A 24,226-nucleotide genomic window follows, 5' to 3' on the forward strand; every position below is an offset into this window, starting at 1 on the left:
AGGTGAAGCCATGCAGAATCTATTTGCACACGCCAGCTCCTATTGGGTGCGGTACAATCAGTATGAGATAAAGACCGAAAAGAATGGCAGACGATATATCATGGCCGCTCCTGCGGCAGAACCGAAAGTTTACGATCCTCTAAAGGATTCCGAAAAACTGGTTGTGGATGCTCTCAATGTCGGGATGCTCTGTATGGGCTGGAAAAGTGAAGCGGTCATTGAGCAGGCTGTACTGGAATTTGTTCATCAGTATGGGCTGCTGGGACTGATGACCGCACTGCCTACCACACCGTCCTTTATGGACTATGAGGCAGTTTATCTCCCGAAAAACAGATTTTAAAAGCAGAATCCATGCAGACAGAAGCATTTTTGTCTTTATTCTATCCTTTTGAAAAATTAGATGTGGTAAAAGAAGGCATTCAGTCAAGCTGGAACATCAATCGGGACAGAGCGATGATGGCGCTTGCTATGACCTTTGCCGAGCAGCCTATGGCGATGAATATGCAGTTTCAGCGTCAGTATGCGGAACCGTATGAATGGATCGTACAGCAATTCAAGGATTGGGCATTTACGCTGACCAGCAGCTTTTTGTTTTACCATGACTACGACCATCTGGATGAGGCATCCAGAAACACCTATCGTATGGGCATGGCTGCTTTTGGAGGAATTGCACCGACTTATCATATTGCCCTGTTTGACAAGCCCGCAGCCACCCCCACGATTGTCTGGGACTTTCACTCGCTTCTAACGGCAATTCAGCTCATGTTCAGCTTTATGCTGACTGACCAGGAAAAACCGCTGCGGCTCTGCGAACACTGCCAGAAAGCTTTTGTTGCCAGCCGAGCCAATAATGTATTTTGCAGCCCACAGTGCAAAAACCAGCATAATGTGTATAAGAATCGGGCAAAGAACCGGGATAGAGACGAGAAATAATAAAAAAGGGGGGCGCTTGCCGCAGCTGATTGCTGTCAAAAGCGTCCCCTCTGTCTATTTTATGTTATACTTCATATACCAGCTCATACAGCACGATTTCTTCTGCCCTGTTATGGATGCTGTTCATGCGGCGCATCCATTCCATCTGGTCTGCCGCTTTCAGGGCTTCTGTGACACCTTCCTGTTTTTTCATAGCAGCTATCATCACTTCCATGCGGGCATTGCAGAGCTTGTCGATCTCGGCCAGGTGATCCCAGAGCCGTCCTTCTACTATGAGATCCGAGTAATGGGCAGGATGATGCTTTTTCAAAAAGTTTCGCCGCATCTGGCCATATTTGCCAAGTTGATACTCCTCCTGCTCTGGAAGTTTTATGTTTGGGATAAGATAATCCCCCTCCTGACGGTATGTGCCGCCCATTGCTTCAAAGATAGATTTCATGACGACCTCCTTTGTGTGTTTTGGTTTCGGCAGTTATTGGGATATTTTAACTCCTTTCCTATAACTGCTTTTCAATTCACCACAAATGAGCCGCAGTCATATGTATTAGATGGCAGAAACCACCCTTTACATAGTAACTCTTGGTTATGGAGCGTTTTCAGATACACCGGAGAATAGGGCTTGCCCTTTTCGTCCCGGTAGTTGAGCATTTCATTCTGCCACGCTATGACTTCCTTGGAGTGAATGTCGCACATCTTCCGCTTGCCGAAGTACGGCACCGACTTCTTATAGAGGATATGTTCTTTCGTCCCCCAGGTGTTTTCCTTGATGCGGCCTTTCATATCCGCCACATAGACCGCCACGAAGTTTTCAAAGGTCATTTCCAAATCGGCGGTCTGCTGTTGCAGGAATGTCCGCTCCCAATCCAGCGCCTCTCGCTTGGTGGGGAACCCCCGTTTCATCTTCTTGACCTTTTTACCTGTCCAGTCCTCGTAGTAAAGGGACGCATACCATGTTCCTTTTGCCTTATCTTTGTATGCTGGGCATTGTCGTTTCCTCCTCACTGATTATCCCGCAGTCCATAAAACTTTTCTTCAAAATAGCGTCTGCTTACTCGTCCGGGGATAGTGATGAAACCTTTCTGTTTCAGTTCCTCGTTCATTTCCCGTACCAGCTTGTAGGCGTAGGGCTTGGAGATACCCAACTCTTTGGACACCCTCCTCTGCTTTCACAAACAATTCCTTGCTCATGTTCTGCACCTCCTTACTTTGTATTCGCAAATATGTTAATGTCCATGTGCTCATTATACATTAATACAAGCGTTAATGCCAAGAATTTATTTCGCATTTTTGTTAAACTTTATCTTGCATATTTCGCTTTTTTGCGCTATACTATTTTCAAAGGCGGTGTGATATATGACAGTAGGAGACAAGATAAAGAAAATCCGCACCTTTCGAGGTATGACGCAAAAGGAATTAGGACTGGCTATCGGCTTTGATGAAAAAGGAGCGGACAACCGTATCGCTCAATACGAAACAAACTACCGTGTCCCCAAGCGGGAGTTGCTGGACAAGATAGCGGAGGCGCTGCGGGTAGACCGCCAGAACTTCTATACCATTCAACCCGGCTGTGCCGAGGACTTCATGCGGACATTCTTCTGGCTGGACGAGGACAGCCCCGGTTCTATCTGCCTGTTTCCGCTTGTCCGTGTCCCCGGCAAAACCAAAGAGGAAACCGTTGTCCAGTATAATGACAGTTACGACTGGCCCGCACAACCTCCTGTTGGTATTTACTTCAACTATGGGCTTGTAGACGAGTTCATGCACGAATGGCTCTTGCGTCAGCAGGAGTTACACGCCGGGGAGATCACCAGGGATGAGTATTTTGAATGGAAACTGAACTGGCCCGCTACCTGTGATGATGGCAGGGAAAGCCAATACTATATCCCGTGGCGGAAAAATAAATAAGACAAGCAAAAAACCGTCCTGCTGAATTTGTCGTTCAGCAAGGCGGTTTTGCTTGTCCTTTTGGGATTATTCTCTTGAGAGTACCGGGTAGACACGAATAGTATCAATCCAGTATCAAGAGCCTTATGGACGGGCAAAAAAGCCTGTATTCATGCGGGTTTGCGCCGTTTCGAGCGTCATTCCCACTCGATGGTGGCGGGGGGCTTGGACGTGATGTCGTAACAGATGCGATTGATACCCTTGACCTCATTGACAATTCGGGTGGAGATCTTGTCCAGCACGTCGTAAGGGATTCTGGCCCAGTCGGCGGTCATAAAGTCACTGGTGGTCACGGCGCGGAGTGCCAGGGTGTAGTCGTAGGTCCGGCCGTCTCCCATGACTCCCACAGAGCGGGTATTGGTAAGGACGGCGAAATACTGGTTCAAGTTCTTGTCCTCACCGGCTTTGGCAATCTCCTCCCGGAAGATGAAGTCCGCCTCCCGGAGCATATCGGCTTTCTCTTTGGTAATATCCCCGATGATGCGGATGGCCAGGCCGGGGCCGGGGAAGGGCTGCCGGGACACCAGATATTCCGGCAGACCCAGCTCACGCCCAAGCTGGCGGACCTCGTCCTTAAACAGCAGGCGCAGCGGCTCAATGATCTCCCGAAAGTCCACATAGTCAGGCAGCCCACCCACATTGTGGTGGCTTTTGATAACGGCGGCGTCCCCCGCTCCCGACTCGATGACATCGGGGTAGATAGTACCCTGGGCCAGGAAGTCCACGGCCCCCACCTTTTTGGCCTCCTCCTCAAAAACCCGGATAAACTCCTCGCCGATGATCTTCCGCTTGCGCTCCGGCTCGTCCACTCCGGCCAGCTTCAGCAGGAAACGGCTTTCGGCGTCCACCCGGACGAAGTTGATATCCCACTTGGAGAAAGCGGCCTCCACCTCGTCGCCTTCATTCAGGCGCATCAGTCCGTGGTCCACAAAGACACAGGTGAGCTGCTTTCCCACCGCCTCAGCCAGCAGGGCGGCCACCACCGAGGAGTCTACCCCTCCGGACAGGGCCAGCAAAACCTTTCCCTGCCCCACCTTTTCCCGGACGGCGGAGATAGCCGTGTTCTTATAATCCTCCATAGTCCAGTCGCCCTTGGCTCCGCACACCTCGTAGAGGAAATTGCGGATCATCGCCACACCATTTTCGCTGTGATTCACCTCCGGATGGAACTGAACGCCGTAGAATCCCCGCGTTTCATCGGCGATAGCCACGTTGGGGCAGGCGTCGCTGTGGGCTACCAAGGCGAAGCCCTCTGGCACTTTGGCCATATAATCCCCATGGCTCATCCAGGAAATGCCCTGGGCCGGCAGTCCGTGGAACAGCTTGCAGGCCGTATCGTAGTAGGTCTGGGTCTTGCCGTATTCCCGGGCGGAGTCGTCCTGGGCCTCGGTGACCTGTCCACCCAGAGCGTGGGCCATCAGCTGACAGCCATAGCAGATGCCCAGGATGGGCACGCCCCAGGTAAAAATGTCCGGATCCACATGGGGGGAATCATCCAGGTACACAGAGTTGGGACCGCCGGTGAAAATGATGCCGATGGGGTCCATGGCCTTCAGCTCGGCCAAGGGGGTCGTGTACGGCTTTACCTCGCAATACACATTGCATTCACGAACCCGGCGGGCGATGAGTTGGTTATACTGTCCGCCGAAGTCCAGAACGATGACAGTCTGATGGGACATGGAAACATCCTTCCTTGCTTCATAAAATGGAATAATTTACAAAGATTTAACCGTCCCCGCCTTGCTTTTTACCTCCAGCGGCGCTATGATAAACGCAGAACACAAGGAAAGGAGGTCATGCCATGAATGATTTTTACTGGAACAGCCGCTCTGATTTGGAGGATCTGATCTATGAGGACCAGCAGACCGTCGCCAGTGAGCGGTAACACGAACAGATTTGTGCAAGAAGCCACACCGAAGGGTGTGGGTTTTTTGTTTTATGGGATGTATCTCCCGCCCTCTACGCAGAACTGGGCATATGACTCATAATAGTCCTGTTCTTGAAGGGGGCCGTCGGAACTCCTGTGCCAATAGCCGAAGGTGATCCGGTACTGTCCGTCGGGCAGTTTTCCATAGGGCGACAGAAATACCTGTCCCTGAACAGTATCCCCCGGCTCCACTTCCAGTCCCACCCCGGCAGTGTCGTATTCCTTACGGGGGACCCAGTACCACTGTTCGTCCAGCAGGACAGCCAGCCCGGCATCGAACAAGAGCTTCCCCTCCCGGTCCACCGAGGCCCCCGACTCCAGCCGCGCATCGCTGAAATTGGAAAAGGTCAGATACAGCTGATATCCGGTGGTTTCCAGGGTCAGTTCCGCGCCAGAATAGGCTTCCATCGTCTCTGCCGGGGTCAGCTCCTCCGCCCGCAGGGACACGGGCCGGGAGGTAAACCAGGCAAAGACCGCCAGCCCTCCCAGAAGGATAGCCAGCACCCCACAGAAGGGTCCCCATTTTTTGACCGCGTTTTTCATCCTTTACGCCTCCCAAATCCTTTCTATTGTATAAGACGGAAATCATAGGGCGGAGTTGCGGACAGATGAAAAAGATTTTGAAAAAGATGAGCGGGGGAGGGAATTTCCCTCCCCCGCGGGGAGCTTAGATCTTGGTGATGTCTATGGGTGTCAGGTCCTCACTGCGGCTCTGCTGCCGGACGGTGAGAAGGGCCCGAGCGGTGTCGATGGCGGTAACACAGCCCACCCCATGCTCCACGGCGGAGCGGCGGATCCGGAATCCGTCAGAGTCGTGCTTCCGGCCCCGCGTCGGGGTATTGATGACAAGGTCCACAGTCCCGGAGGCAATCATATCCAGGATATTGGGGTGGGCCTGGGATACCCGGTTCACCCGCTTGCACTCAATACCAGCCTCGTTCAGCGCGTCACAGGTCCCAGAGGTGGCATAGAGCTCCACTCCCATGTCCTCAAAGCCCCGGGCAATGGAGATCACCTCGCTCTTGTCCTCATCCTTGACCGTAAGGATGACCCGGCCGCCCTTCTTGGGAGCCCGCATTCCGGAGCCCTTGAACGCCTTGAGCAGCGCCTGGGGGAAGGTCTCGGCTAGTCCCAGCACCTCACCGGTAGACTTCATTTCAGGGCCAAGGCCGGTGTCCACGTCGGTGAGCTTTTCAAAGGAAAAGACGGGGGCCTTCACGGCGAAGTAGCTGGCCTCCTTATAGACGCCCGTGCCATAGCCCAGGTCCTTCAGCTTCTGGCCCAGCATGACCTTTGTGGCCAGGTCGATGATAGGCACGCCGGTGACCTTAGAGATATAGGGGATGGTGCGGGAGGAGCGGGGGTTGACCTCAATGACGTAGATGTCGTCGTTATAGAGGATATACTGGGCGTTGATCAGGCCAATGACACCCAGGTGCTGGGCCATGTTCCGGGTGTGCTGGAGGATGAGATCCCGGTGCTTCTGCTCCAGATGAAGGGGGGGATACACGGCGATGGAGTCGCCCGAGTGGACGCCGGCCCGCTCCACGTGTTCCATAATACCGGGAATAAGGATATCCTCCCCGTCGAATACGCCGTCCACCTCCAGCTCCCGGCCCATCAGGTACTTGTCGATGAGGATGGGGTGCTCCTGGACGGTCATATTAATGATGCGCATGAATTCCTCGATGTTGCGGTCAGAGTAGGCGATCTCCATCCCCTGTCCACCCAGCACATAGGAGGGCCGGACCAGGACAGGATAGCCCAGTTCATGGGCGGCGGCCAAAGCCTCCTCGGTGGTATAGACGGTGCGGCCCTTGGCTCTGGGAATGTTGCACTTCTGCAAGATCTCGTCGAACCGCTCCCGGTCCTCGGCCGCGTCCACGCCGTCGGCGGGGGTGCCCAGGATGCGCACTCCCATGTCAGTCAGGGCCTTAGCCAGCTTGATAGCGGTCTGCCCGCCGAACTGAACCACGGCTCCCCAGGGCTTCTCCTGCTCCACAATGTTCTGCACGTCCTCAGCGGTCAGGGGCTCAAAGTAGAGCTTGTCCGCCACGTCGAAGTCGGTGGATACGGTCTCCGGGTTGTTGTTGATAATGATGGTTTCATAGCCCAGGCGCTTGAAGGCCCAAACAGAGTGGACAGAGCAGTAGTCGAACTCGATGCCCTGGCCGATGCGGATGGGGCCGGAGCCCAGCACCAGCACCTTCCTGCGGTCCCCCCCGTTGTCCACGGCCTCGTTCTCCCCGTCATAGGAGGAGTAGTAGTAGGGGGTGGCGGCGTCGAACTCGGCGGCGCAGGTGTCCACCTTCTTAAAGGCCGGAATAATGCCGTACTTCTCCCGCAGGGCCTTGACCTCCGCCTGCTTCATGCCGCAGAGGGTGCCGATATAGCTGTCGGCAAAACACATCTCCTTGGCCCGCTTCAGCAGGTCGGCGTCAGGAACGCCCTTGCAGGCCTTCAGCTCCTCCTCCATGTCGATGATGCGCTTGAAGCCGTCCAGGAACCAGACATCCATCTTGGTGATGTGATTGATCTTCTGGGGAGAGAAGCCCCGGCGCAGGGCCTCGGCCACCACGAATAGGCGTTCGTCCGTGACCTGGACCAGCATATCCTCGATCTCGTCGGTATACAGTCCTTCCAGCTTGTCCAGCTTCAGGGCACGAACATTCAGCTCCAGGGAGCGGATGGCCTTCATCAGAGCGCCCTCGAAGGAGTTGGCGATAGACATGACCTCGCCCGTGGCCTTCATCTGGGTACCCAGAGTGCGGCTGGCGGTGGTAAACTTGTCAAAGGGCAGGCGGGGAATCTTCAGCACACAGTAGTCAATGGTGGGCTCAAAGCAGGCCATGGTGGTGCCGGTCACCGCGTTGGGGATCTCATCCAGGGTATAGCCCAGAGCCACCTTGGCGGCCACCTTGGCGATGGGGTAGCCTGTGGCCTTAGAGGCCAGGGCGGAGGAACGGGACACACGGGGGTTGACCTCGATGACCGCGTACTCATAGCTGTCCGGATTCAGGGCAAACTGAACATTACATCCCCCCTCGATCTCCAGGGCGGTGATGATGTCCAAGGCGGCGGAGCGGAGCATTTGGAACTCCCGGTTGGCCAGGGTCTGGGTAGGGGCCACCACGATGGAGTCGCCGGTGTGAACTCCCACGGGGTCGATGTTCTCCATGGAGCAGATGGTGATGACGTTGCCGGCGGAGTCCCGCATGACCTCGAACTCGATTTCCTTCCAGCCGGAGATGCACCGCTCGATGAGCACCTCGTTCACCCGGGACAGGGCGATGCCGCGCTCAGAGATCTCCCGCAGGGATGCCTCGTCATAGGCGATGCCGCCGCCGGTTCCGCCCAGGGTATAGGCGGGACGGACGATGACGGGATAGCCGATCTCATTGGTGAAGTCCACCGCGTCCTGAACGGTGTTGACCACTTTGGACACCACGCAGGGCTGCCCGATGGACTCCATGCAGTCCTTAAAACCCTGGCGGTCCTCCGCCTTGTGGATAGAGGCAGGGCTGGTGCCCAGCAGGCGTACCCCATATTTCGCCAGAGTCCCGTTCTCATGGAGAGCCATAGCCATGTTCAGGCCGGTCTGGCCGCCCATGTTAGGCAGCAGGGCATCAGGGCGCTCCTTCTCGATGACCTGGGTGATAGAGGGGATATTCATTGGCTCGATATACACATGGTCGGCGATATCCTTGTCCGTCATGATGGTGGCGGGATTAGAGTTGACCAGCACCACCTCCAGCCCCTCTTCCTTCAGGGCCCGGCAGGCCTGGGTCCCGGCGTAGTCGAACTCGGCGGCCTGACCGATGACGATGGGGCCGGAGCCCAGCACCAGTACCTTCTTTATGTCCGTATATTTCGGCATTACTTGGCACCTCCCATGGATCCAACAAAGCGGTCAAACAGATACTCCACAGCCTTGGGGCCGGTATTGCCCTCGGGGTGGAACTGGGTGGAGAAGCAGTTGGGGCGGGCATATCTCAATCCCTCGCAGCTTCCGTCGTTCACATTCTCCAGGGACACCTGGGCCACCGCCGGGTCCACAGAGTCCCGGACCACGGCATAGCCGTGGTTCTGGCTGGTGATGAATACCCTTCCCAGCTCCAGATCCCGGACAGGCACGTTGCCTCCCCGGTGTCCGTAGGGCAGCTTCTCGGTCCTGGCCCCGGTGGCCAGGGCCAGCAGCTGGTGGCCCAGCCCCAGCCCAAAGAGGGGCAGGGAGCTGTCATACAGCTTCTTCACCTGGGCAATGAGGGCGGTGTTTTCGGCCGGGTCGCCCGGACCGTTGGACAGCAGCACTCCGTCATACCCGCCGGCCAGCACCTCCTCGGCCGGGGTGGAGGCGGGCAGAGCGGTCACCGCGCAGCCCCGGCGGGTCAGGCTGTCCACCACGCCCTGAGTGACGCCGTAGTCCATCACCGCCAGGCGGCATTTCTCCTCTCCCTGGGCGGGGAACACCTGTGGCTGAGTCCGGGTGACTTTGGACACGGCATGTTCCACTTTATAGGCTTTCAGCTTTTCCAGGGCCTCAGCGACATTAAAATGCTCCGCACAGGTGAGCATACCATTCATGCTCCCCTGGTTGCGGAGTATCTTTGTCAGCGCCCGAGTGTCCACACCCTGGATGCCGGAAATATTATGCTGCTTCAAAAAATCATCCAAGGTGTCCTCACAGCGGAAGTTGCTCCCGCGGGGGGACAGATGCCGGACCACCAGAGCCTCCACCCAGGGGCGGCTGGACTCGTTGTCCTCGCTGTTGACACCATAGTTGCCAATGAGGGGATAGGACATGACCACGCCCTGCCCCGCGTAGGATGGGTCGGTCAGGATCTCCTGGTACCCGGCCATGGAGGTGTTAAACACCATCTCACAGATCCGGTCGGAGGTGCTGCCGATGCTGGCGCCGGAAAATACGCTTCCGTTGGCCAGGATCAAAGTCGCTTTCATTGAATTCTCACACGCCTTCCGTTCCAGTTCTATTGTTTGGTTAAATCAAGTTATTTTATCGAAAAATCGTCTGGTTGGCAAGATGTATCTTTCCTTTTTTCAGCAGAATTTTCGGGGGAGCTTTTGGGCAATTTGCAGGATATTTTCCATCCGGCGGGGAAAGACTGAAAGAAAGAGCCGTCCATATCCCGCGGCCCTCCCCAAAGGGCGCGGACATCGATACCGTGAGGTGATCTTTTGTTCACAGGACTGATCCGCACTATCATCCTATACATCTTCATTATTATAGGAATCCGCCTGATGGGCAAGCGCCAGGTTGGGGAGCTGGAGCCCTCCGAGCTGGTCCTGTCCCTCATCATCGCCGACCTGGCTTCCGTCCCTATGCAGGATTACGGCATCCCTCTGCTCACCGGCATCCTCCCCATTTTGGCCCTATTGGCCATGACCATGATCCTGTCCGTCCTCACTATGAAAAGCGTCCGGTTCCGGGCCCTCATGTGCGGCCGACCCAGCATCGTCATCCGGGATGGGCTGGTAGACCAGCGTGAGATGGCCCGAAACCGGCTGACCATAGATGAGCTTTTGGAAGAGCTACGGGCCAAGGGTTACACCGATCCGGCCACAGTGAAATACGCAATCCTGGAAACCAATGGACAGTTGTCCGTCCTGCCCTATGCCAACCAGAAGCCCCCCACCGCCCAGCAGCTGCAGGTGTCGGCGGAGGAATCGGGCCTGCCCCTGGTGGTAATCAGCGACGGCCGACTGCTGGAGCATAACCTGCGGGCTCTGGGCCGGGACCGGAAGTGGCTGGACCAGCGTCTGGAGGAGCGGGGCTGCTCCGGCCTTGAGGCCGTCTTTCTGCTGCTGGTGGATCAAACGGGCAGCATCTACCTGGCCCGGAAGGATATGAGCGTATAAGGAGGGATCGCCATGAAGCGGCTCTGGATAGCCGTCGCCCTGCTGGCGGCCATGTGCGGGGCAACCCTGGTCAACGCCTACTACTGCCAACAGCTGGCAGACAGCCTGTCCGGCCGGCTGAACCAGGCCCAGACTCTGGTGGAGCGGGAGCAGTGGGACCAGGCGGAGGAGCTGACCCGGCAGGTCTACCAGGACTGGCAGGACAGCCACTTTTATCTCCATGTGGTCATGCGCCACTCGGACACCGATCAGATTTTACGGACCTTTCAATCTGTCCTCCAATATCTGGAGCTCCAGGAGCTGGACCAGTATGCCGCGGCCAACGCCGACCTGGCGGCACAGATCCAGCTGTTGGCCGAGATGGAGCAGGCCAGCCTGGTCAATGTGCTGTGATTTGCTTTCAAAAATTCACAAATATATATAAAATTCACTTTTATATCAACGATTTTATGTTCGATATTTACAATTTTATGTTAATATGGTAAAATTAAATTACTAAAAATAGTTATCAGCCCTATTATAGAAGAAAAGGGGCAGTGCTGTATGGAGACCCACAAAGCTGGGAGAAAACTTCTTCGCCCGGAGTATTTTCTTATGCTCGTCCAGCTCCTCGTCCTGGCGTCGCAGCTCTTCTATTGGCTGTGCGGCGTCCGGCTCCGGCTGTTTAAGCCCGGCTGGGAGGGAGCCGCTGTTGTCATCTTCGTTTCGTACAGCATCCTGTGTGAAATCCTGAGTTACTCCACCATTTTTGTCGGGCGGGAGCATCTGATCACCGTTTCTCCCCCCTGGCGGAGAAACTGGAGGCGCTGGTTTTTCCTGCTGTTCACGCCCCATGTCCTGTACAGCCTCTGGTATGGGCTGTGGATGACCTTCTTCAGCCGCTTTCCTCCGGCTCTTATTCTGTCGGCTTTGATCCTTGTCTTTCTCTATCTCGCCTACCAGCGGCTTTCGGAGCACGCATAAAAACGAGGGACAGCAGCGCTGTCCCTCGTTTCTGCTTGTTCCGGTATCAAAGCCCCTGGGCAATCATGGCCTCCGATATCTTCTTGAACGCGGCGATGTCGTTGCCGGCGATCAGGTCATAGCCCAGCCCATACTCCTGGGCTGCGGCGGCAGAGGCGTCATAGATGCCGCTCATGATCTCTCGCAGCTTATTGTCCACCTCTTCCCGGTCCCAGTTGTACCGTATGGAGTTTTGGGCCATCTCCAGGGCGGACACGGCCACGCCCCCAGAGCCCGAGGCCTTGGCCCCGGCTGTCAAAATCTTGGGACTGAGCCGGAGGAGCTTCAGCGCCTCGGCGGTGGCGGGCATATTGGCCCCCTCTACATAAAAGCCCACGTCGTTGGCCAGGATGCGTACCGCATCCTCCACATCCAGCTCGTTCTGAGTCGCGCAGGGGATGACTATGTCTGTCTTTATCTCCCAGGGCTTTCTGCCTGGGAAAAACTCTACTCCGAACCGCTGGGCATAGGGCGCCACTTTGTCCCGGCCGCTGGCCCGGAGCTCCAGCAGGAAATCCAGCTTCTCCTGGGTACACACACCCTCCGGGTCGTAGATATAGCCGTCCGGGCCGGACAGGGTAACCACCTTAGCACCCAGTTGGGCCGCCTTACGGCAGACGCCCCAGGTCATGTTGCCAAAGCCGGAGGCCGCAATGGTCTTGCCCTCCAGGGTATCCCGCTGATGCTCCAGCATTCTGGCCAGAAAATAGATAGTGCCGGAACCGGCGGCCTCTTGGCGGACCTTACTGCCCCCGTAAGTCAGTCCCTTGCCGGTCAGGGCGCTGCTCTCCGCTTTTCCCATCAGGCGCTTATACTGGCCATAGAGGTAGCCGATCTCCCGGCTGCCCACTCCAATATCCCCGGCGGGCACGTCGGTGTCCGCGCCGATATAGCGGTACAGCGCATTCATGAAGGACTGGCAGAAACGCATGATCTCTCGGTCGCTCTTTCCCCTTGGGTCAAAGTCAGCGCCACCCGCGGCGCCGCCAATGGGCAATCCAGTAAGGGCGTTTTTATAGGTCTGCTCAAAGCCCAGGAATTTCACCACCGAGGAGGTCACCCCCGGATGGAAGCGCAGCCCGCCCTTATAAGGACCGATGGCGCTGCTGAACTGGGCGCGGTAGCCGTGGCTGGTGTGGGCCACACCCCTATCATCCACCCAGGGGACAAGAAAGGTAAACATCCGCTCCGGCTCCACCATCCTGGTAAGCAGGTCCAGCTTCTCATACCTGGGGTCGTCAAGGGCTGGATCGATCATCTCCAGCCAGGTCAAAACACACTGGAGGTACTCGGGCTCGTGGGCGTAGCGCCGCCGCAGCTGGGCGGCCACCCGGACAGCGTACTCATTCATCGTATTCCTCCTTTACACGATGCCGTAGGCCAGCATGGAGTCGGCCACCTTCAGGAAGCCCGCGATATTGGCCCCCGCCACCAGGTCGCCTGCCATGCCGTACTGGGCGGCGGCATTGGAGGCGTTGCGGTACAGGTCATCCATAATGGTCTTGAGCCGCTGGTCCACCTCCTCAAAGGTCCAAGAGAAGCGCATGGAATTTTGGCTCATCTCTAGGGCGGACACGGCCACGCCGCCGGCGTTGGCCGCCTTAGCGGGGGCGAACAGCAGGCCGGAGCCCTGGATAACCTCCACCGCCTCAGGCGTACAGGGCATATTGGCCCCCTCCGCCACGGCGAAGCAGCCGTTGGCCACCAGTGCCTTGGCCGCCTCCCCGTTGAGCTCATTTTGGGTGGCGCAGGGCAGGGCAATGTGACAGGGGATCTGCCAAATGTTGGAGCAGCCCTCCTGATAGCGCGCGGAAGGCCGGCGCTGAACATACTCTCGGATCCGGGTGTGCTCCACCTCCTTGAGCTGCTTGACCAAGTCCAGGTCGATGCCCTCCGGATCGTAAATATAGCCGTTGGAGTCGGACATGGCCACCACCTTGGCTCCCATCTGGCGGGCCTTTTTGCAGGCGTAGATAGCCACGTTGCCTGAACCGGAGATGACCACGGTGGACCCGTCAAAGGACCGCCCCGCCTCCCGCAGCATATTGTCGGCAAAATAGCACAGTCCATAGCCGGTGGCCTCCTTGCGGGCCAAGGAGCCGCCATAGGTCAACCCCTTGCCAGTAAGAACTCCGGTAAACTCATTGCGCAGCTTCTTATACTGTCCGAAGAGATAGCCGATCTCCCTGGCCCCTACACCGATATCTCCAGCCGGAACATCGGTGTCCGGCCCGATGTATTTGAACAGCTCATTCATGAAGGACTGGCAAAACCGCATGATCTCCAGGTCCGACTTGCCTTTTGGGTCAAAGTTGGCGCCGCCCTTGCCGCCACCGATGGGCAGTCCGGTCAGACTGTTTTTGAAGGTCTGTTCAAAGCCCAGGAACTTGATGATGCTCTCATTGACTGAGGGGTGGAACCGCAGCCCGCCCTTATAGGGGCCGATGGCACTGTTGAACTGGATGCGGTAACCCCGGTTTACATGGATTTTCCCCTGTTCATCCTCCCAGGGCACCCGGAAGGAGATGGTACGCTCCGGCTCCACCAGGCAGTCCATCACACCCTGGGAAATCAGCTCCGGCCGGGCGTTTACCACAGGTGCCAGGGAGGAGAGCACCTCCCGCACCGCCTGGTGAAACTCTGGCTGGGCCGGGTTATTGCTTACCACCCGCTCCATCAGACCATTCAAATACTCATTTCGGATGCCCATATCGTTACCTCCTAAAAATTTTTTGCAGAGCTCCGCTCCTCATGTCCCCCTTCTCTGCTCTTTGGCGCTTTAGTGTGATACCGTTATAGCACTTCTCTGTTTTGCAAGTCAATGATTGTTTTCTTGCATTTTTAATCTTTGTAGGATCATTCACATTTCATATCCATCTCTCAATATTTTTCGTTTATTTTTTAACTAACTTGAAAATTATCCTGCAAGATGGTTCCTTTTTAACAGAATCCCTTCATTTTTTATGTCCCAAAATTTTCATTTTTTCCTTTTTACATTCAAAAGAGCTCCCCTGTGTAAAAACACAGGGGAGCTCTTTTAACCTAATATCAGCCCGCTGTTGTCCAAACAGCAGCCTATTCCACTGTAACGCTCTTAGCTAAATTCCGGGGCTTATCGATGTCACAGCCCCTCATCAATGCCACATAGTACGCGAAAAGCTGGAGGGGCACCACGCCCAGAGAGGGCAGGAGCAACTCATGGGTATCCGGGATGGTCATGACGCCGTCGGCGGTCTTTGCCATCTCCCCGCTGTGGCTCTCGGTGGTGAGGGCCAACACGTCGGCCCCACGGGCCTTTACCTCCACCACGTTGCTCATAGCCTTTTCAAAAAGCCTGTTGTATGTCCCCAGTGCCACCACCAGGGTCCCCTCCTCCACCAGGCTGATGGTACCGTGTTTCAGCTCACCGGAGGCGTAGGCCTCCGAGTGGATGTAGGAGATCTCCTTCAGCTTCAGCGACCCCTCCAGCCCTAGAGCATAGTCCAGGTTGCGGCCCATGAAGAAAATAGAGTTGTGGTTAAACCAGTGGGAGGCAAAGTACTGGATGCTGTCCCGTTCAGCCAGTACCCGCTCCATCTTGTCTGGCAGGCGGGTCATCTCATCCAAGATCGTGTGGTACTCCTCTGGGGTGACAGTGCCCAGCACTCTGGCAAACCACAGGGCCAGCAGGTCCAGCACCGCCAGTTGGGTGGAGTAACCCTTGGTGGTGGCCACGGCAATCTCCGGACCCGCCCAGGTGTACAGCACCTCGTCAGACTCTCGGGCGATGGAGCTGCCCACCACATTGACGATGGACAGAACCTTGGCCCCAAGCCGTTTGGCCTCCCGCAGGGCGGCCATAGTGTCCAGAGTCTCTCCCGACTGGCTGATGACTACCACCAGCGTACTCCCGTCTACGATGGGATCCATATACCGGAATTCAGAGGCCAGCGCCACCTCCACCGGCCTGCGGGTCAGCCGCTCCAGTACATATTTGCCCACCATGCCCACATGGTAGCTGGAGCCACAGGCCACAATGTACACCTTGCTCATCGCCCGGACATAGTCCTGACTGAGTCCAAAGTCCTCAAAGCAGACCTCTCCCTCCCGGATACGGGGCAGGATAGCCCGGCGCAGAGCCTGGGGCTGCTCCATGATCTCCTTGAACATGAAGTGCTCATAACCGCCCTTCTCCGCCGCGTCGATCTCCCAGTCCACATAGGATATCTCTTTGTCCACAGGCTCCAACAGCCGGTCATAGCACTGGATGCCCTCCCGGGTCAGGACGGCCAGCTCTCCATCCTCCATATAGCCCACCCGCCGGGTATGCTTGATGATGGCCGTGACGTCGCTGGCCAGAAAATTGCATCCGTCTCCATACCCCAAAATCAGCGGGCTATCTTTTCGGACAGCAATGATCTGGTCCGGATAGTCGGCACACAGGATGCCAAGGGCATAGGCCCCTTGGATCCGGTGAAGCACCTGCCCCACCGCCTTCAGCAGATCCCCCTGATAGAAATACTCAATGAGCTGGGCCACCACCTCCGTATCCGTATCGGACAGGAAGGAAACGCCCTTACCCATCAAAAAGGACTTCAATTCCCCATAGTTTTCAATGATCCCGTTGTGGACCACGGCGATCTTGCCGCTTTGGCTCACCTGGGGATGGGAATTGACATCGCTGGGCGCCCCGTGGGTGGCCCAGCGGGTGTGACCGATGCCCACGGTGCCCTTGACCGCCGCCCCGTTCTGGAGCTGGTCGGCCAGCACCTTCAGCCGGCCCTTAGCCTTGTGGACAGAAAGGGTGCCTCGATCCTGGTCATAGACCGCCATCCCTGCCGAGTCATAGCCCCGGTACTCCAGTCGGGACAGTCCTTCCAGAAGAATGGGAGCTGCTTGCTCCTTGCCAATATAGCCTACAATTCCGCACATATTCTGTTTTCCTCCTGATTTCACACGTTTGATTTCTTCAAGAGGACAAACTCGCAGCCATTTGCCTCGTCCCCCGGTCACAGCCCCTCTGTTTTGCGGTCGCCCGCATATTTCTGACTGTGTCACGCACCCGGAGCCCGCACGGAGGGGCATCCGCCGAATCTTTCGATCATGGCCGGATATTGAAGGAAACAGTCCTTCCCAGCCATTTTCCCCTCTCCTCGTCGTCCCCCAGTTCAGCCGGGGGCACTGGCGCTTCTGATGGGCCCAAGCCCATAGTCCTCCTTTCTTTCTGCGACATTTGGTATATAAAAGCCTATTCAGCTCTCATATCAAGCCTTTGATTCCCTTGGAAATTGAATCGTCCCGTCCTCCTGGGTGATAGGCCGAACCGGACGGCAGGGATTGCCTGCCGCCAGCACATGGGGCGGGATGTTCCGGGTGACCACGCTTCCCGCGCCGATGACCGCCCCGTCCCCGATGGTCACTCCAGGCAGCACCGTCACTCCGCCGCCGAACCATACATCGCTGCCCACAGTGATGGGGGCGGCATACTCCCAGCCGGCCCGGCGCCGCTCCGCGTCCATCGGGTGGCTGGCCGTGTAAAAGCCGCAGTTGGGGCCGATCATCACGTTGTCCCCAAAGGTGACAGGCATACAGTCCAAAATGAGGCAATTATGGTTGACATAAAAATTATCTCCCACTCGGATGTTATACCCGTAGTCGCACCAGAAGACCGAATTTACCACAATATTTCCTCCGGTGTGTCCAAAGAGTTGGGAAAGTACCCGCTCTCTGGCCGGACCGTCCCCGCTGGGCAGGACGTTGAGCTTCTCACACAAAGCCTTGGCCCTGTCCCTTTCCCAGACCAGCTCCGGGTCTCCGGCGTTATACAGGGCGCCAGAGAGCATCTTCTCCTTTTCCGTCATGGTTCACCCTCCTTTCCAAGCCGTCCTCTGCATTATAGTACGCGGTCACCTGTCCCGTAAAGAAAAAATTGCCGTGGACAGGGAAACGCGCGCGGAAGATGACTCCCCCGCGTGCGTTCTCCCTCTGTGCGTTTACTTGTCCAGCATGGCTCGGATGCGGTCCACCGCTTCCTGGGTGGCGTCCGCGTCTCCGAAGGCGGTCAAACGGATATAGCCCTCGCCGCTGGGACCAAACCCGGCGCCTGGGGTAGTGGCCACATTGGCCCGGTCTAACACCAGGTCAAAGAAGTCCCAGGAGCCCATGCCATCCGGCGTCTTGAGCCAGATATAGGGGGCGTTGACTCCGCCAAAGCACTCCAGCCCGGCGGCGGACAGCCCCTCCCGGATGACCTTGGCGTTGTTCTGGTAATAGGCGATGGCGGCGCGGGTCTGCTCTCTGCCCTCTGGGGTATAGATGGCCGCGGCTCCCCGCTGGATCACATAGGGGACACCGTTGAACTTGGTGCACTGACGGCGGTTCCACAGGCTGTTCAGCTTGACGCCCTGGCGCTCTAGTTCCATGGGCACCACGGTGTAGGCGCAGCGGTTGCCGGTAAAGCCGGCAGTCTTGGAGTAGGACCTGAACTCAATGGCACAGGTCCGGGCGCCTTCGATCTCAAAGATGGTGTGGGGAATCTCCTCCTCGGTGATAAATGCCTCGTAAGCCGAGTCATAGAGGATGACAGATCCGTTTTTGTTGGCGTAGTCCACCCAGGCCTTCAACTGCTCCCGGCTGGCCACAGCGCCAGTGGGATTATTGGGGAAGCAGAGATAAATGATATCCGCTTTCTCCTTGGGGGGCTCCGGGGAAAAACCGTTGGACTCCACACAGGGCATGTAGACCAGCCGATCCCACTTGCCTAACTCCTCCTGATAGCTGCCGGCCCGGCCAGCCATGGCATTGGTGTCCACATAGACGGGGTAGACCGGGTCACAGACGGCCACAATGTTGTCTACTCCAAAGATGTCCCCGATGTTGCCGCAGTCACTCTTGGCACCGTCGGACACAAAGATCTCCTCCGGCTTGATATCCACCCCGCGGGCGGCATAATCATGCTGGGCGATGGCCTGCCGCAGGAAGTCATAGCCCTGCTCCGGACCATAGCCGTGGAACCCCGCAAAAGTCCCCATCTCCTCCACGGCCTTCTGCATGGCCTGGATGACCGCTGGGGCCAGCGGCCGGGTCACATCCCCGATAGACAGCTTGATGATCCTGGCCTCCGGGTGGGCGGCGGAATAGACAGAGATGCGCCGGGCTACCTCAGAAAACAGGTAGCTGCCGGGCAGCTTCTGATAGTTCTCATTGATCTTTACCATGGTACCAACTCCTTCGTATGGCAGTTTCTAAGGTCTTAATGGTTGATATTATCCCTGATGGACAGGGGGTTGTCAATGGAAAACTGAAATTTTCATCCCATCTCTATCTCTCCCTCGAACACCGTCCGGGCTGGGCCGGTCATAAAGATCCGTCCCTCCCTCCACTCCAATCCCAGCGTCCCTCCGGGCAGACGAGCCTCCGCCCGACTTCCGCACAATCCCTGCTGTCTGGCCGCCTCAAAAGCAGCGCAGGCCCCGGTGCCGCAGGCTAGGGTGATCCCGCTCCCTCGTTCCCACACCCGGACGTGGAGATCATGCCCATCCTGACAGGACACAAATTCCACATTGGACCGCTCCCGCAGATTGGGATGACATTCCAGCACCGGGCCCAGTTCTTCCAGCCTGACCCTCTCTGGGTCTGGGCAGAAAATGACGGCGTGAGGGTTCCCCACTCCAACCTGGTGGACCGTGTACTGCTCCCCCATCGCCTCCAGCTCCACCTCTGGATAGAGAATCGCCTGCCCCATGTCTACGGTGACCTGTTCCGCCTTCCCTCCCCGCACCGCCAGCTCTAGCCCACGGGGGCCGGCATCGGTGTCAATAGTCAGGCAGGTCTTCCGGGTCAGCTTCCTGTCATAGACGTACTTGCCCACACAGCGGATGCCGTTCCCACACATGGCCCCCCGAGAACCGTCGGCATTGTACATCTCCATGGTAAAATCTCCGGTCCGCCCTGGTTTGATACAGATCAGTCCGTCCGCGCCCACTCCGAAGTGCCGGTCAGACAACCGGACTGCCAGAGTCGGTAAATCCTCCGGCTCCCCTTCCATGCAGTTTACATAAATATAGTCGTTGCCCAGCCCCTCCATCTTTGTAAAACGCATATTCTCGCCCCTTTCTGGGGTGAAGGCGCGCAAGCGCCGCCACCCCGGTCCAGCCTATGCGTCCCCCTCTCCTCTCATGCCGCCCTCCGGGTGGCCCCTTTGTGGATTTTCTCTACAACTTCTTTTGGCTCCGACGGGATATTTGCAAGATTTTTTCTTGCCATAGGGGGGAGAGATAGGCTATTATGGTAGTAATTTGAAAGGGGCTGATCAGCTTGAGCGACTGTATCACTGAAATTTTTGCTTCCAACGTATTCAGCAGAACCGTCATGCAGGAACGCCTGCCCAAAAAGGTATACGCCGAATTGGTAGATGTGATGGATAACGGCGGCAACATCTCCATGGCCACCGCTGACATCGTGGCCACTGCCATGAAGGACTGGGCCGTGGAAAAGGGCGCTACCCACTACGCCCACTGGTTCCAGCCCCTTACCGGCATCACCGCCGAGAAGCACGACTCCTTCCTCACGCCGCCGCAGGACAGCAGAACCCTGCTTCAGTTCACCGGCAAGCAGCTGATCATGGGAGAGCCAGACGCCTCCTCCTTCCCCTCCGGCGGCCTCCGGGCCACCCACTACGCCCGGGGCTACACGGCCTGGGACATGACCTCCCCCGCCTTTGTCAAGGAGATGTCCTGCGGCACCGTCCTGTGCATCCCCACCATCTTCGTGTCCTACACCGGCGATGCCTTGGATAAGAAGACCCCCCTCCTCCGGTCCATGGAGGCCATCAACACCCAGGCTCTGCGCATCCTGCGGCTGTTCGGCAACACCCAGGCAAAAAAAGTTACCCCCTCCGTAGGGGCCGAGCAGGAGTATTTCTTGGTAGACCGGGACAAGTACCTCAAGCGCCGTGACTTGATCTATACCGGCAGAACGCTCTTCGGGGCTCCGGCCCCCAAGGGGCAGGAGATGGACGACCAGTATTTCGGCGTGATCCGCCCACGGGTGGGCGAATTTATGGCTGACCTGAACCGGGAGCTGTGGAAATTGGGGATTCCCGCCACCACCCAGCACAACGAGGCTGCCCCCGCCCAGCATGAACTGGCCCCCATCTATACCACCTGTAACCTGGCCGTTGATCAGAACCAACTGACCATGGAGACCATGAAGCGGGTGGCCACCCGCCACGGCCTGGTCTGCCTGCTCCACGAAAAGCCCTTCGTGGGGGTCAACGGCTCTGGCAAGCACAACAACTGGTCCATCTCCACCGATCAGGGGGAGAACCTGCTGGCTCCAGGCGACACGCCCAACGAAAACCTCCAGTTCCTGCTGGTGCTGGCCTGTATCATGAAGGCGGTGGACGACCACGCCGACCTGCTGCGCTGCTCCGCCTCCTGCGTGGGTAACGAGAGCCGTCTGGGCGCTCAGGAAGCCCCGCCCGCCATCATCTCTATCTTCCTGGGGGACCAGTTGGACGACGTGGTGGCACAGATCGTGTCCAACTCTGAATCCATCAAGCTGCTGGCCAGCGGCAAGCTGGACTCCGGCGTATCCACTATCCCTGTCCTGGACAAGGACGGCACTGACCGGAACCGCACCTCCCCCTTCGCCTTCACTGGCAACAAGTTTGAGTTCCGCATGGTGGGCTCCTCCGACTCCATCGCTGAGGCCAATGTGGCCCTGAACGCCATCGTGGCCGAGGCTTTCTGCCAGGCTGCCGATATCCTGGAGGGGGCCGAGGACTTTCACGGGGCCTGCTCCAGGCTGATCCACGACTGGATGAGCCAGCACCAGCGCATCATCTTCAACGACGACGGCTATTCTGACGAGTGGGTGGCCGAGGCTGTCCGCCGGGGCCTGCCCAACCTCCCCTCTATGGTGGACGCCATCCCCGCCCTCACCACCCCCAAGGCCGAGGAGCTGTACTCCAAGTTCGGCATCTACACCAAGACCGAGCTGGAGGCCCGGGCGGAGATCATGTACGAAACCTATGTGAAGATGATCAAGATCGAAGCCAACACCATGATCCATATGGCCTCCAAGCACTACATCCCCACCGCTATCGCCTATACCACCCGGCTGGGCCAGTCCATAACCGCTGTGGCCTCCGGCTGTCCCCAGGCCGACCTCACCGTTCAGCGCAAGCTGCTCATCCAAGTCAGCTCCTATCTGGCCGACGCCTCCGCCGCCCTGGACCAGCTCAAACCTCTGATGGACCGTGTGGACGCCATCCAGGACATCAAGGAGATGGCCCACGCCTATCACGACGCTGTGGTGCCCGCTATGGCCGCCCTCCGCCACCCGGTGGATGAGCTGGAGCTTCTGGTGGATAAGGACCTGTGGCCTGTCCCCACCTACGGTGACCTCCTTTTCGAAGTATGATCTTGTCCGCAACATGAAGAGACCTCCCCGCCGCCGGCGGGGAGGTCTCTTATTTCCCTATTTGTCCTCCAGCAGCTTGTTCAGCTCATGCATGAAGGTGTTGATGTCCTTGAATTGACGGTACACCGAGGCGAAGCGGACATAGGCCACCTCGTCGATTTTCTTCAGCCGCTCCATGACCAGCTCGCCCACTTCGGAGGAGCTGATCTCCCGCTCCATCTTGTTCTGGAGGACCTGCTCGATCTCATTGACCATCTCCTCCAGCATATGGTAGGGCACTGGGCGCTTCTCACAGGCCCGGATCAGGCCGCTGAGTACCTTGTTCCGGTCAAAGCTCTGGCGGCTGCCGTCCTTTTTCACCACCATCAGGGGCAGACTCTCCATAGTCTCATAGGTGGTGAACCGCTTGTGGCAAGATAGACACTCCCGGCGGCGGCGGATGCTGGCCCCCTCGTCCGCGGGGCGGGAATCCACGACCTTGCTCTCCAAATAGGCACAGTAGGGACACTTCATACCACATACCTCCCAGGTATTGTCTTTCTCTCCGCCATCTCTCGCGGTCCCGACGAAGGAGCAGGGCAAAATCAAGTTTTTATAACCATTATATGGTTATTATAACACAGCAGGCCAGAACTAGACAAGGGTAAAAAACAGGACTGTCCCCTTCTTTTCCGGCATATCTGTGGTAGAGCGAGGTGATACGATATGGAATTTCTAGCCCGTCTGACAGACTTCATCTGGTCGCCCTGGCTGTTGGGGCTGTTTCTTCTTACCGGCCTGGTCTACTCTCTGGGTTCCGGTTTCTTTCAAATCTTCGGTTTCCGCCTGTGGCTGCGCTCCACGCTCGGTTCCCTGTTCCATGGTAGGAAAAAAGCGGGGGGCGGCCTGTCCTCCCTCCAAGCTCTGGCCACCGCCCTGGCCTCCACCATGGGAACGGGCTCCATCGCCGGGGTGGCCACCGCCCTGACCCTGGGCGGGCCTGGGGCCGTTTTCTGGATGTGGATCTCAGCCCTGCTGGCTATGATGACAGGCTGTGGTGAGAAGCTGCTGGCCGTAAAGTATCAGCGGCCGGCTCCCGGCGGGGGACTCCAGGGCGGGCCCATGTTTTACCTGCGGGACGGCGTGGGCTCTCCTCTGCTGGCAGGTTGGTTTGCTCTGGCCTGTTTGCCTGCTACTCTGGCCGGGGGCAACTTAGTTCAGTCCTCCTCCATCGCCCTCTCCCTGGAGGCCGCCTTCGGCCTGGAGCGGGTCTGGGCAGGCGTGGTCACCACCCTGCTGGCAGGACTGGTGATGGTGGGCGGCATCGGCCGCATCGCCAAGGTATCCTCCGCCCTGGTCCCAGCCATGGCTCTGCTCTATCTGGGCAGCGGTGCTCTAGTGCTGGCCGGCAACTGGCGGGCTATCCCTGAAGCTGTGGAGCTCATCTTTACCTGCGCCCTGTCCCCCTCCGCCGCTCTGGGCGGCGGAGCTGGCTGGACGGTGGCCTCCGCCCTGCGGTATGGGGTGGCACGCGGAGTGTTTACCAACGAGGCGGGGCTGGGCACCTCTGCCATGGCTCACGGGGCCGCCCAGGTGGACCACCCTGCCCGACAAGGGATGTGGGGTGTCTTTGAGGTATTTCTATCTACGCTGGTGGTATGTACCGTCACCGCTCTTACCATCCTGGTCAGCGGCGTGTGGGACCCGGCGAATCCATCCATGCTGACGGGTGCCCCGCTTACCGCCGCCGCCTTCGGCTCTGTACTAGGCCGGGCCGGGGAGGGGGTGGTGGCCCTGTCCCTCCTCCTCTTTGCCTTCTCCTCTATCCTGGGCTGGAGCTACTACGGACAGCAGTGCCTGCGCTATCTCTCAGGAGGTGATCGTTTACTCCCGGCCTATCGGACGGTTTTTCTGGCCTGTACTCTGGCCGGCGCTCTGTGGGAGCCGGGCGCTATCTGGCTGCTGGTGGACCTGTCCAACGCCCTGATGGCCCTTCCTAATCTGGCCGCCCTCCTTATGCTGGCCCCTGAGGCTCTCTCCACCCTGCGGCAGTGGACAGAGCTGCGGCACGCAAATTTAACCTCCATTTTACCATTTCATCAAAGAAAACCCCACCATGATATGCTATAATAAAATTTATCCGCCTGCCCCGGTTTGGCA

18 protein-coding genes and 3 pseudogenes are annotated in these 24,226 nt (G+C 57.7%); 7 read left to right on the forward strand and 14 right to left on the reverse strand.

The window, feature by feature from the left end:
* The first annotated feature begins 10 nt into the window (after window positions 1–10).
* Window positions 11–933, forward strand: a pseudogene (locus MCG44_RS10345) (hypothetical protein).
* 64 nt (window positions 934–997) lie between these two features.
* On the opposite strand, the gene MCG44_RS10350 reads toward MCG44_RS10345, so the two are convergent.
* The 3 genes and pseudogenes from MCG44_RS10350 to MCG44_RS10360 all read right to left on the reverse strand — a co-directional run bounded on the left by MCG44_RS10350 (window position 998) and on the right by MCG44_RS10360 (window position 2,121).
* On the reverse strand, window positions 998–1,372 hold the full coding sequence (locus tag MCG44_RS10350) for a TnpV protein (protein ID WP_240288087.1): 375 nt from the start codon (window positions 1,370–1,372) through the stop codon (window positions 998–1,000).
* A 140-nt stretch (window positions 1,373–1,512) separates the two neighbouring features.
* Window positions 1,513–1,935: pseudogene (locus MCG44_RS10355) on the reverse strand (Arm DNA-binding domain-containing protein); the annotation flags it as partial.
* Window positions 1,932–2,121, reverse strand: a pseudogene (locus tag MCG44_RS10360) (DNA-binding protein). The pseudogenes MCG44_RS10360 and MCG44_RS10355, both read right to left, overlap by 4 nt.
* A 165-nt stretch (window positions 2,122–2,286) precedes the next feature.
* Between MCG44_RS10360 and MCG44_RS10365 the strand changes: the two are divergent.
* A complete protein-coding gene (locus MCG44_RS10365; RefSeq protein ID WP_240288089.1) occupies window positions 2,287–2,838 on the forward strand; it encodes a helix-turn-helix domain-containing protein in 552 nt (183 codons plus the stop codon).
* Window positions 2,839–3,014: 176 nt separating this feature from the next.
* Here MCG44_RS10365 and guaA read toward each other — a convergent pair whose 3' ends face one another.
* The 4 genes from guaA to MCG44_RS10385 form a co-directional block, all read right to left on the reverse strand.
* Window positions 3,015–4,556 (reverse strand): glutamine-hydrolyzing GMP synthase, encoded by a 1,542-nt coding sequence (guaA, locus tag MCG44_RS10370; protein WP_240288091.1) that lies wholly within the window; start codon window positions 4,554–4,556, stop codon window positions 3,015–3,017.
* A gap of 257 nt (window positions 4,557–4,813) precedes the next feature.
* On the reverse strand, window positions 4,814–5,347 hold the full coding sequence (locus tag MCG44_RS10375; protein ID WP_240288093.1) for a hypothetical protein: 534 nt from the start codon (window positions 5,345–5,347) through the stop codon (window positions 4,814–4,816).
* A gap of 124 nt (window positions 5,348–5,471) precedes the next feature.
* Window positions 5,472–8,681, reverse strand: a complete 3,210-nt coding sequence (gene carB, locus MCG44_RS10380; RefSeq protein ID WP_147571424.1) for a carbamoyl-phosphate synthase large subunit — start codon at window positions 8,679–8,681, stop codon at window positions 5,472–5,474.
* Window positions 8,681–9,763 carry a carbamoyl phosphate synthase small subunit gene (locus MCG44_RS10385; RefSeq protein WP_186851965.1) on the reverse strand — a complete coding sequence of 361 codons (1,083 nt, stop codon included), beginning with the start codon at window positions 9,761–9,763 and terminating at the stop codon, window positions 8,681–8,683. The genes carB and MCG44_RS10385 overlap by 1 nt, the downstream gene beginning before the upstream one ends.
* 237 nt (window positions 9,764–10,000) lie before the next feature.
* Between MCG44_RS10385 and MCG44_RS10390 the strand changes: the two genes are divergently transcribed.
* From MCG44_RS10390 to MCG44_RS10400, 3 genes are all read left to right on the forward strand, one after another.
* Complete coding sequence (locus MCG44_RS10390; RefSeq protein WP_240288094.1) at window positions 10,001–10,681, forward strand: DUF421 domain-containing protein; 681 nt, start codon at window positions 10,001–10,003, stop codon at window positions 10,679–10,681.
* A 12-nt stretch (window positions 10,682–10,693) separates the two neighbouring features.
* The gene (locus tag MCG44_RS10395) at window positions 10,694–11,074 is read left to right on the forward strand and encodes a DUF4363 family protein (RefSeq protein ID WP_147571427.1); all 381 of its coding nucleotides are present in this window, start codon (window positions 10,694–10,696) and stop codon (window positions 11,072–11,074) included.
* Between the two features lie 150 nt (window positions 11,075–11,224).
* A complete protein-coding gene (locus MCG44_RS10400; protein WP_240288095.1) occupies window positions 11,225–11,644 on the forward strand; it encodes a hypothetical protein in 420 nt (139 codons plus the stop codon).
* A 46-nt stretch (window positions 11,645–11,690) separates the two neighbouring features.
* On the opposite strand, the gene gdhA (MCG44_RS10405) is transcribed toward MCG44_RS10400, so the two are convergent.
* From gdhA (MCG44_RS10405) to dapF, 6 genes are all read right to left on the reverse strand, one after another.
* On the reverse strand, window positions 11,691–13,034 hold the full coding sequence (gdhA, locus tag MCG44_RS10405) for an NADP-specific glutamate dehydrogenase (protein WP_186851963.1): 1,344 nt from the start codon (window positions 13,032–13,034) through the stop codon (window positions 11,691–11,693).
* 12 nt (window positions 13,035–13,046) lie between these two features.
* A complete protein-coding gene (gene gdhA / locus MCG44_RS10410) occupies window positions 13,047–14,393 on the reverse strand; it encodes an NADP-specific glutamate dehydrogenase (protein ID WP_147571428.1) in 1,347 nt (448 codons plus the stop codon).
* Window positions 14,394–14,758: 365 nt separating this feature from the next.
* Window positions 14,759–16,594: a glutamine--fructose-6-phosphate transaminase (isomerizing) gene (gene glmS / locus MCG44_RS10415; protein WP_240288096.1), complete on the reverse strand. Its 1,836-nt coding sequence runs from the start codon at window positions 16,592–16,594 to the stop codon at window positions 14,759–14,761.
* 332 nt (window positions 16,595–16,926) lie between these two features.
* Window positions 16,927–17,523 (reverse strand): sugar O-acetyltransferase, encoded by a 597-nt coding sequence (locus MCG44_RS10420; protein WP_240288097.1) that lies wholly within the window; start codon window positions 17,521–17,523, stop codon window positions 16,927–16,929.
* A 132-nt stretch (window positions 17,524–17,655) separates the two neighbouring features.
* Window positions 17,656–18,879 (reverse strand): LL-diaminopimelate aminotransferase, encoded by a 1,224-nt coding sequence (locus MCG44_RS10425; protein WP_147571431.1) that lies wholly within the window; start codon window positions 18,877–18,879, stop codon window positions 17,656–17,658.
* A 92-nt stretch (window positions 18,880–18,971) separates the two neighbouring features.
* Window positions 18,972–19,763 carry a diaminopimelate epimerase gene (dapF, locus tag MCG44_RS10430; protein ID WP_240288099.1) on the reverse strand — a complete coding sequence of 264 codons (792 nt, stop codon included), beginning with the start codon at window positions 19,761–19,763 and terminating at the stop codon, window positions 18,972–18,974.
* Between the two features lie 209 nt (window positions 19,764–19,972).
* Between dapF and MCG44_RS10435 the strand changes: the two genes are divergently transcribed.
* On the forward strand, window positions 19,973–22,087 hold the full coding sequence (locus MCG44_RS10435; protein WP_412531158.1) for a glutamine synthetase III: 2,115 nt from the start codon (window positions 19,973–19,975) through the stop codon (window positions 22,085–22,087).
* Window positions 22,088–22,144: 57 nt separating this feature from the next.
* Here the strand turns inward: MCG44_RS10435 and nrdR are convergent, their stop codons facing one another.
* Entirely contained in the window at window positions 22,145–22,600 is a 456-nt protein-coding gene (gene nrdR, locus MCG44_RS10440) for a transcriptional regulator NrdR (RefSeq protein WP_147571434.1), read from the reverse strand.
* 192 nt (window positions 22,601–22,792) lie between these two features.
* On the opposite strand from nrdR, the gene MCG44_RS10445 reads away from it, so the two are divergent.
* On the forward strand, window positions 22,793–24,196 hold the full coding sequence (locus tag MCG44_RS10445; RefSeq protein WP_240288102.1) for an alanine/glycine:cation symporter family protein: 1,404 nt from the start codon (window positions 22,793–22,795) through the stop codon (window positions 24,194–24,196).
* The last annotated feature ends 30 nt before the right edge of the window (window positions 24,197–24,226 follow it).

Source organism: Lawsonibacter sp. OA9, assembly GCF_022440585.1.

Coding starts and splice junctions, on each gene's coding strand:
- MCG44_RS10350 (WP_240288087.1), bottom strand. CDS start 1,372: ATGAAATCTATCTTTGAAGCAATGGGCGGCACATACCGTCAGGAGGGG.
- MCG44_RS10400 (WP_240288095.1), top strand. CDS start 11,225: ATGGAGACCCACAAAGCTGGGAGAAAACTTCTTCGCCCGGAGTATTTT.
- MCG44_RS10425 (WP_147571431.1), bottom strand. CDS start 18,879: ATGGTAAAGATCAATGAGAACTATCAGAAGCTGCCCGGCAGCTACCTG.
- gdhA (WP_147571428.1), bottom strand. CDS start 14,393: ATGGGCATCCGAAATGAGTATTTGAATGGTCTGATGGAGCGGGTGGTA.
- MCG44_RS10365 (WP_240288089.1), top strand. CDS start 2,287: ATGACAGTAGGAGACAAGATAAAGAAAATCCGCACCTTTCGAGGTATG.
- MCG44_RS10385 (WP_186851965.1), bottom strand. CDS start 9,763: ATGAAAGCGACTTTGATCCTGGCCAACGGAAGCGTATTTTCCGGCGCC.
- gdhA (WP_186851963.1), bottom strand. CDS start 13,034: ATGAATGAGTACGCTGTCCGGGTGGCCGCCCAGCTGCGGCGGCGCTAC.
- dapF (WP_240288099.1), bottom strand. CDS start 19,763: ATGCGTTTTACAAAGATGGAGGGGCTGGGCAACGACTATATTTATGTA.
- MCG44_RS10445 (WP_240288102.1), top strand. CDS start 22,793: ATGGAATTTCTAGCCCGTCTGACAGACTTCATCTGGTCGCCCTGGCTG.
- guaA (WP_240288091.1), bottom strand. CDS start 4,556: ATGTCCCATCAGACTGTCATCGTTCTGGACTTCGGCGGACAGTATAAC.
- glmS (WP_240288096.1), bottom strand. CDS start 16,594: ATGTGCGGAATTGTAGGCTATATTGGCAAGGAGCAAGCAGCTCCCATT.
- MCG44_RS10375 (WP_240288093.1), bottom strand. CDS start 5,347: ATGAAAAACGCGGTCAAAAAATGGGGACCCTTCTGTGGGGTGCTGGCT.
- MCG44_RS10395 (WP_147571427.1), top strand. CDS start 10,694: ATGAAGCGGCTCTGGATAGCCGTCGCCCTGCTGGCGGCCATGTGCGGG.
- carB (WP_147571424.1), bottom strand. CDS start 8,681: ATGCCGAAATATACGGACATAAAGAAGGTACTGGTGCTGGGCTCCGGC.
- MCG44_RS10420 (WP_240288097.1), bottom strand. CDS start 17,523: ATGACGGAAAAGGAGAAGATGCTCTCTGGCGCCCTGTATAACGCCGGA.
- nrdR (WP_147571434.1), bottom strand. CDS start 22,600: ATGAAGTGTCCCTACTGTGCCTATTTGGAGAGCAAGGTCGTGGATTCC.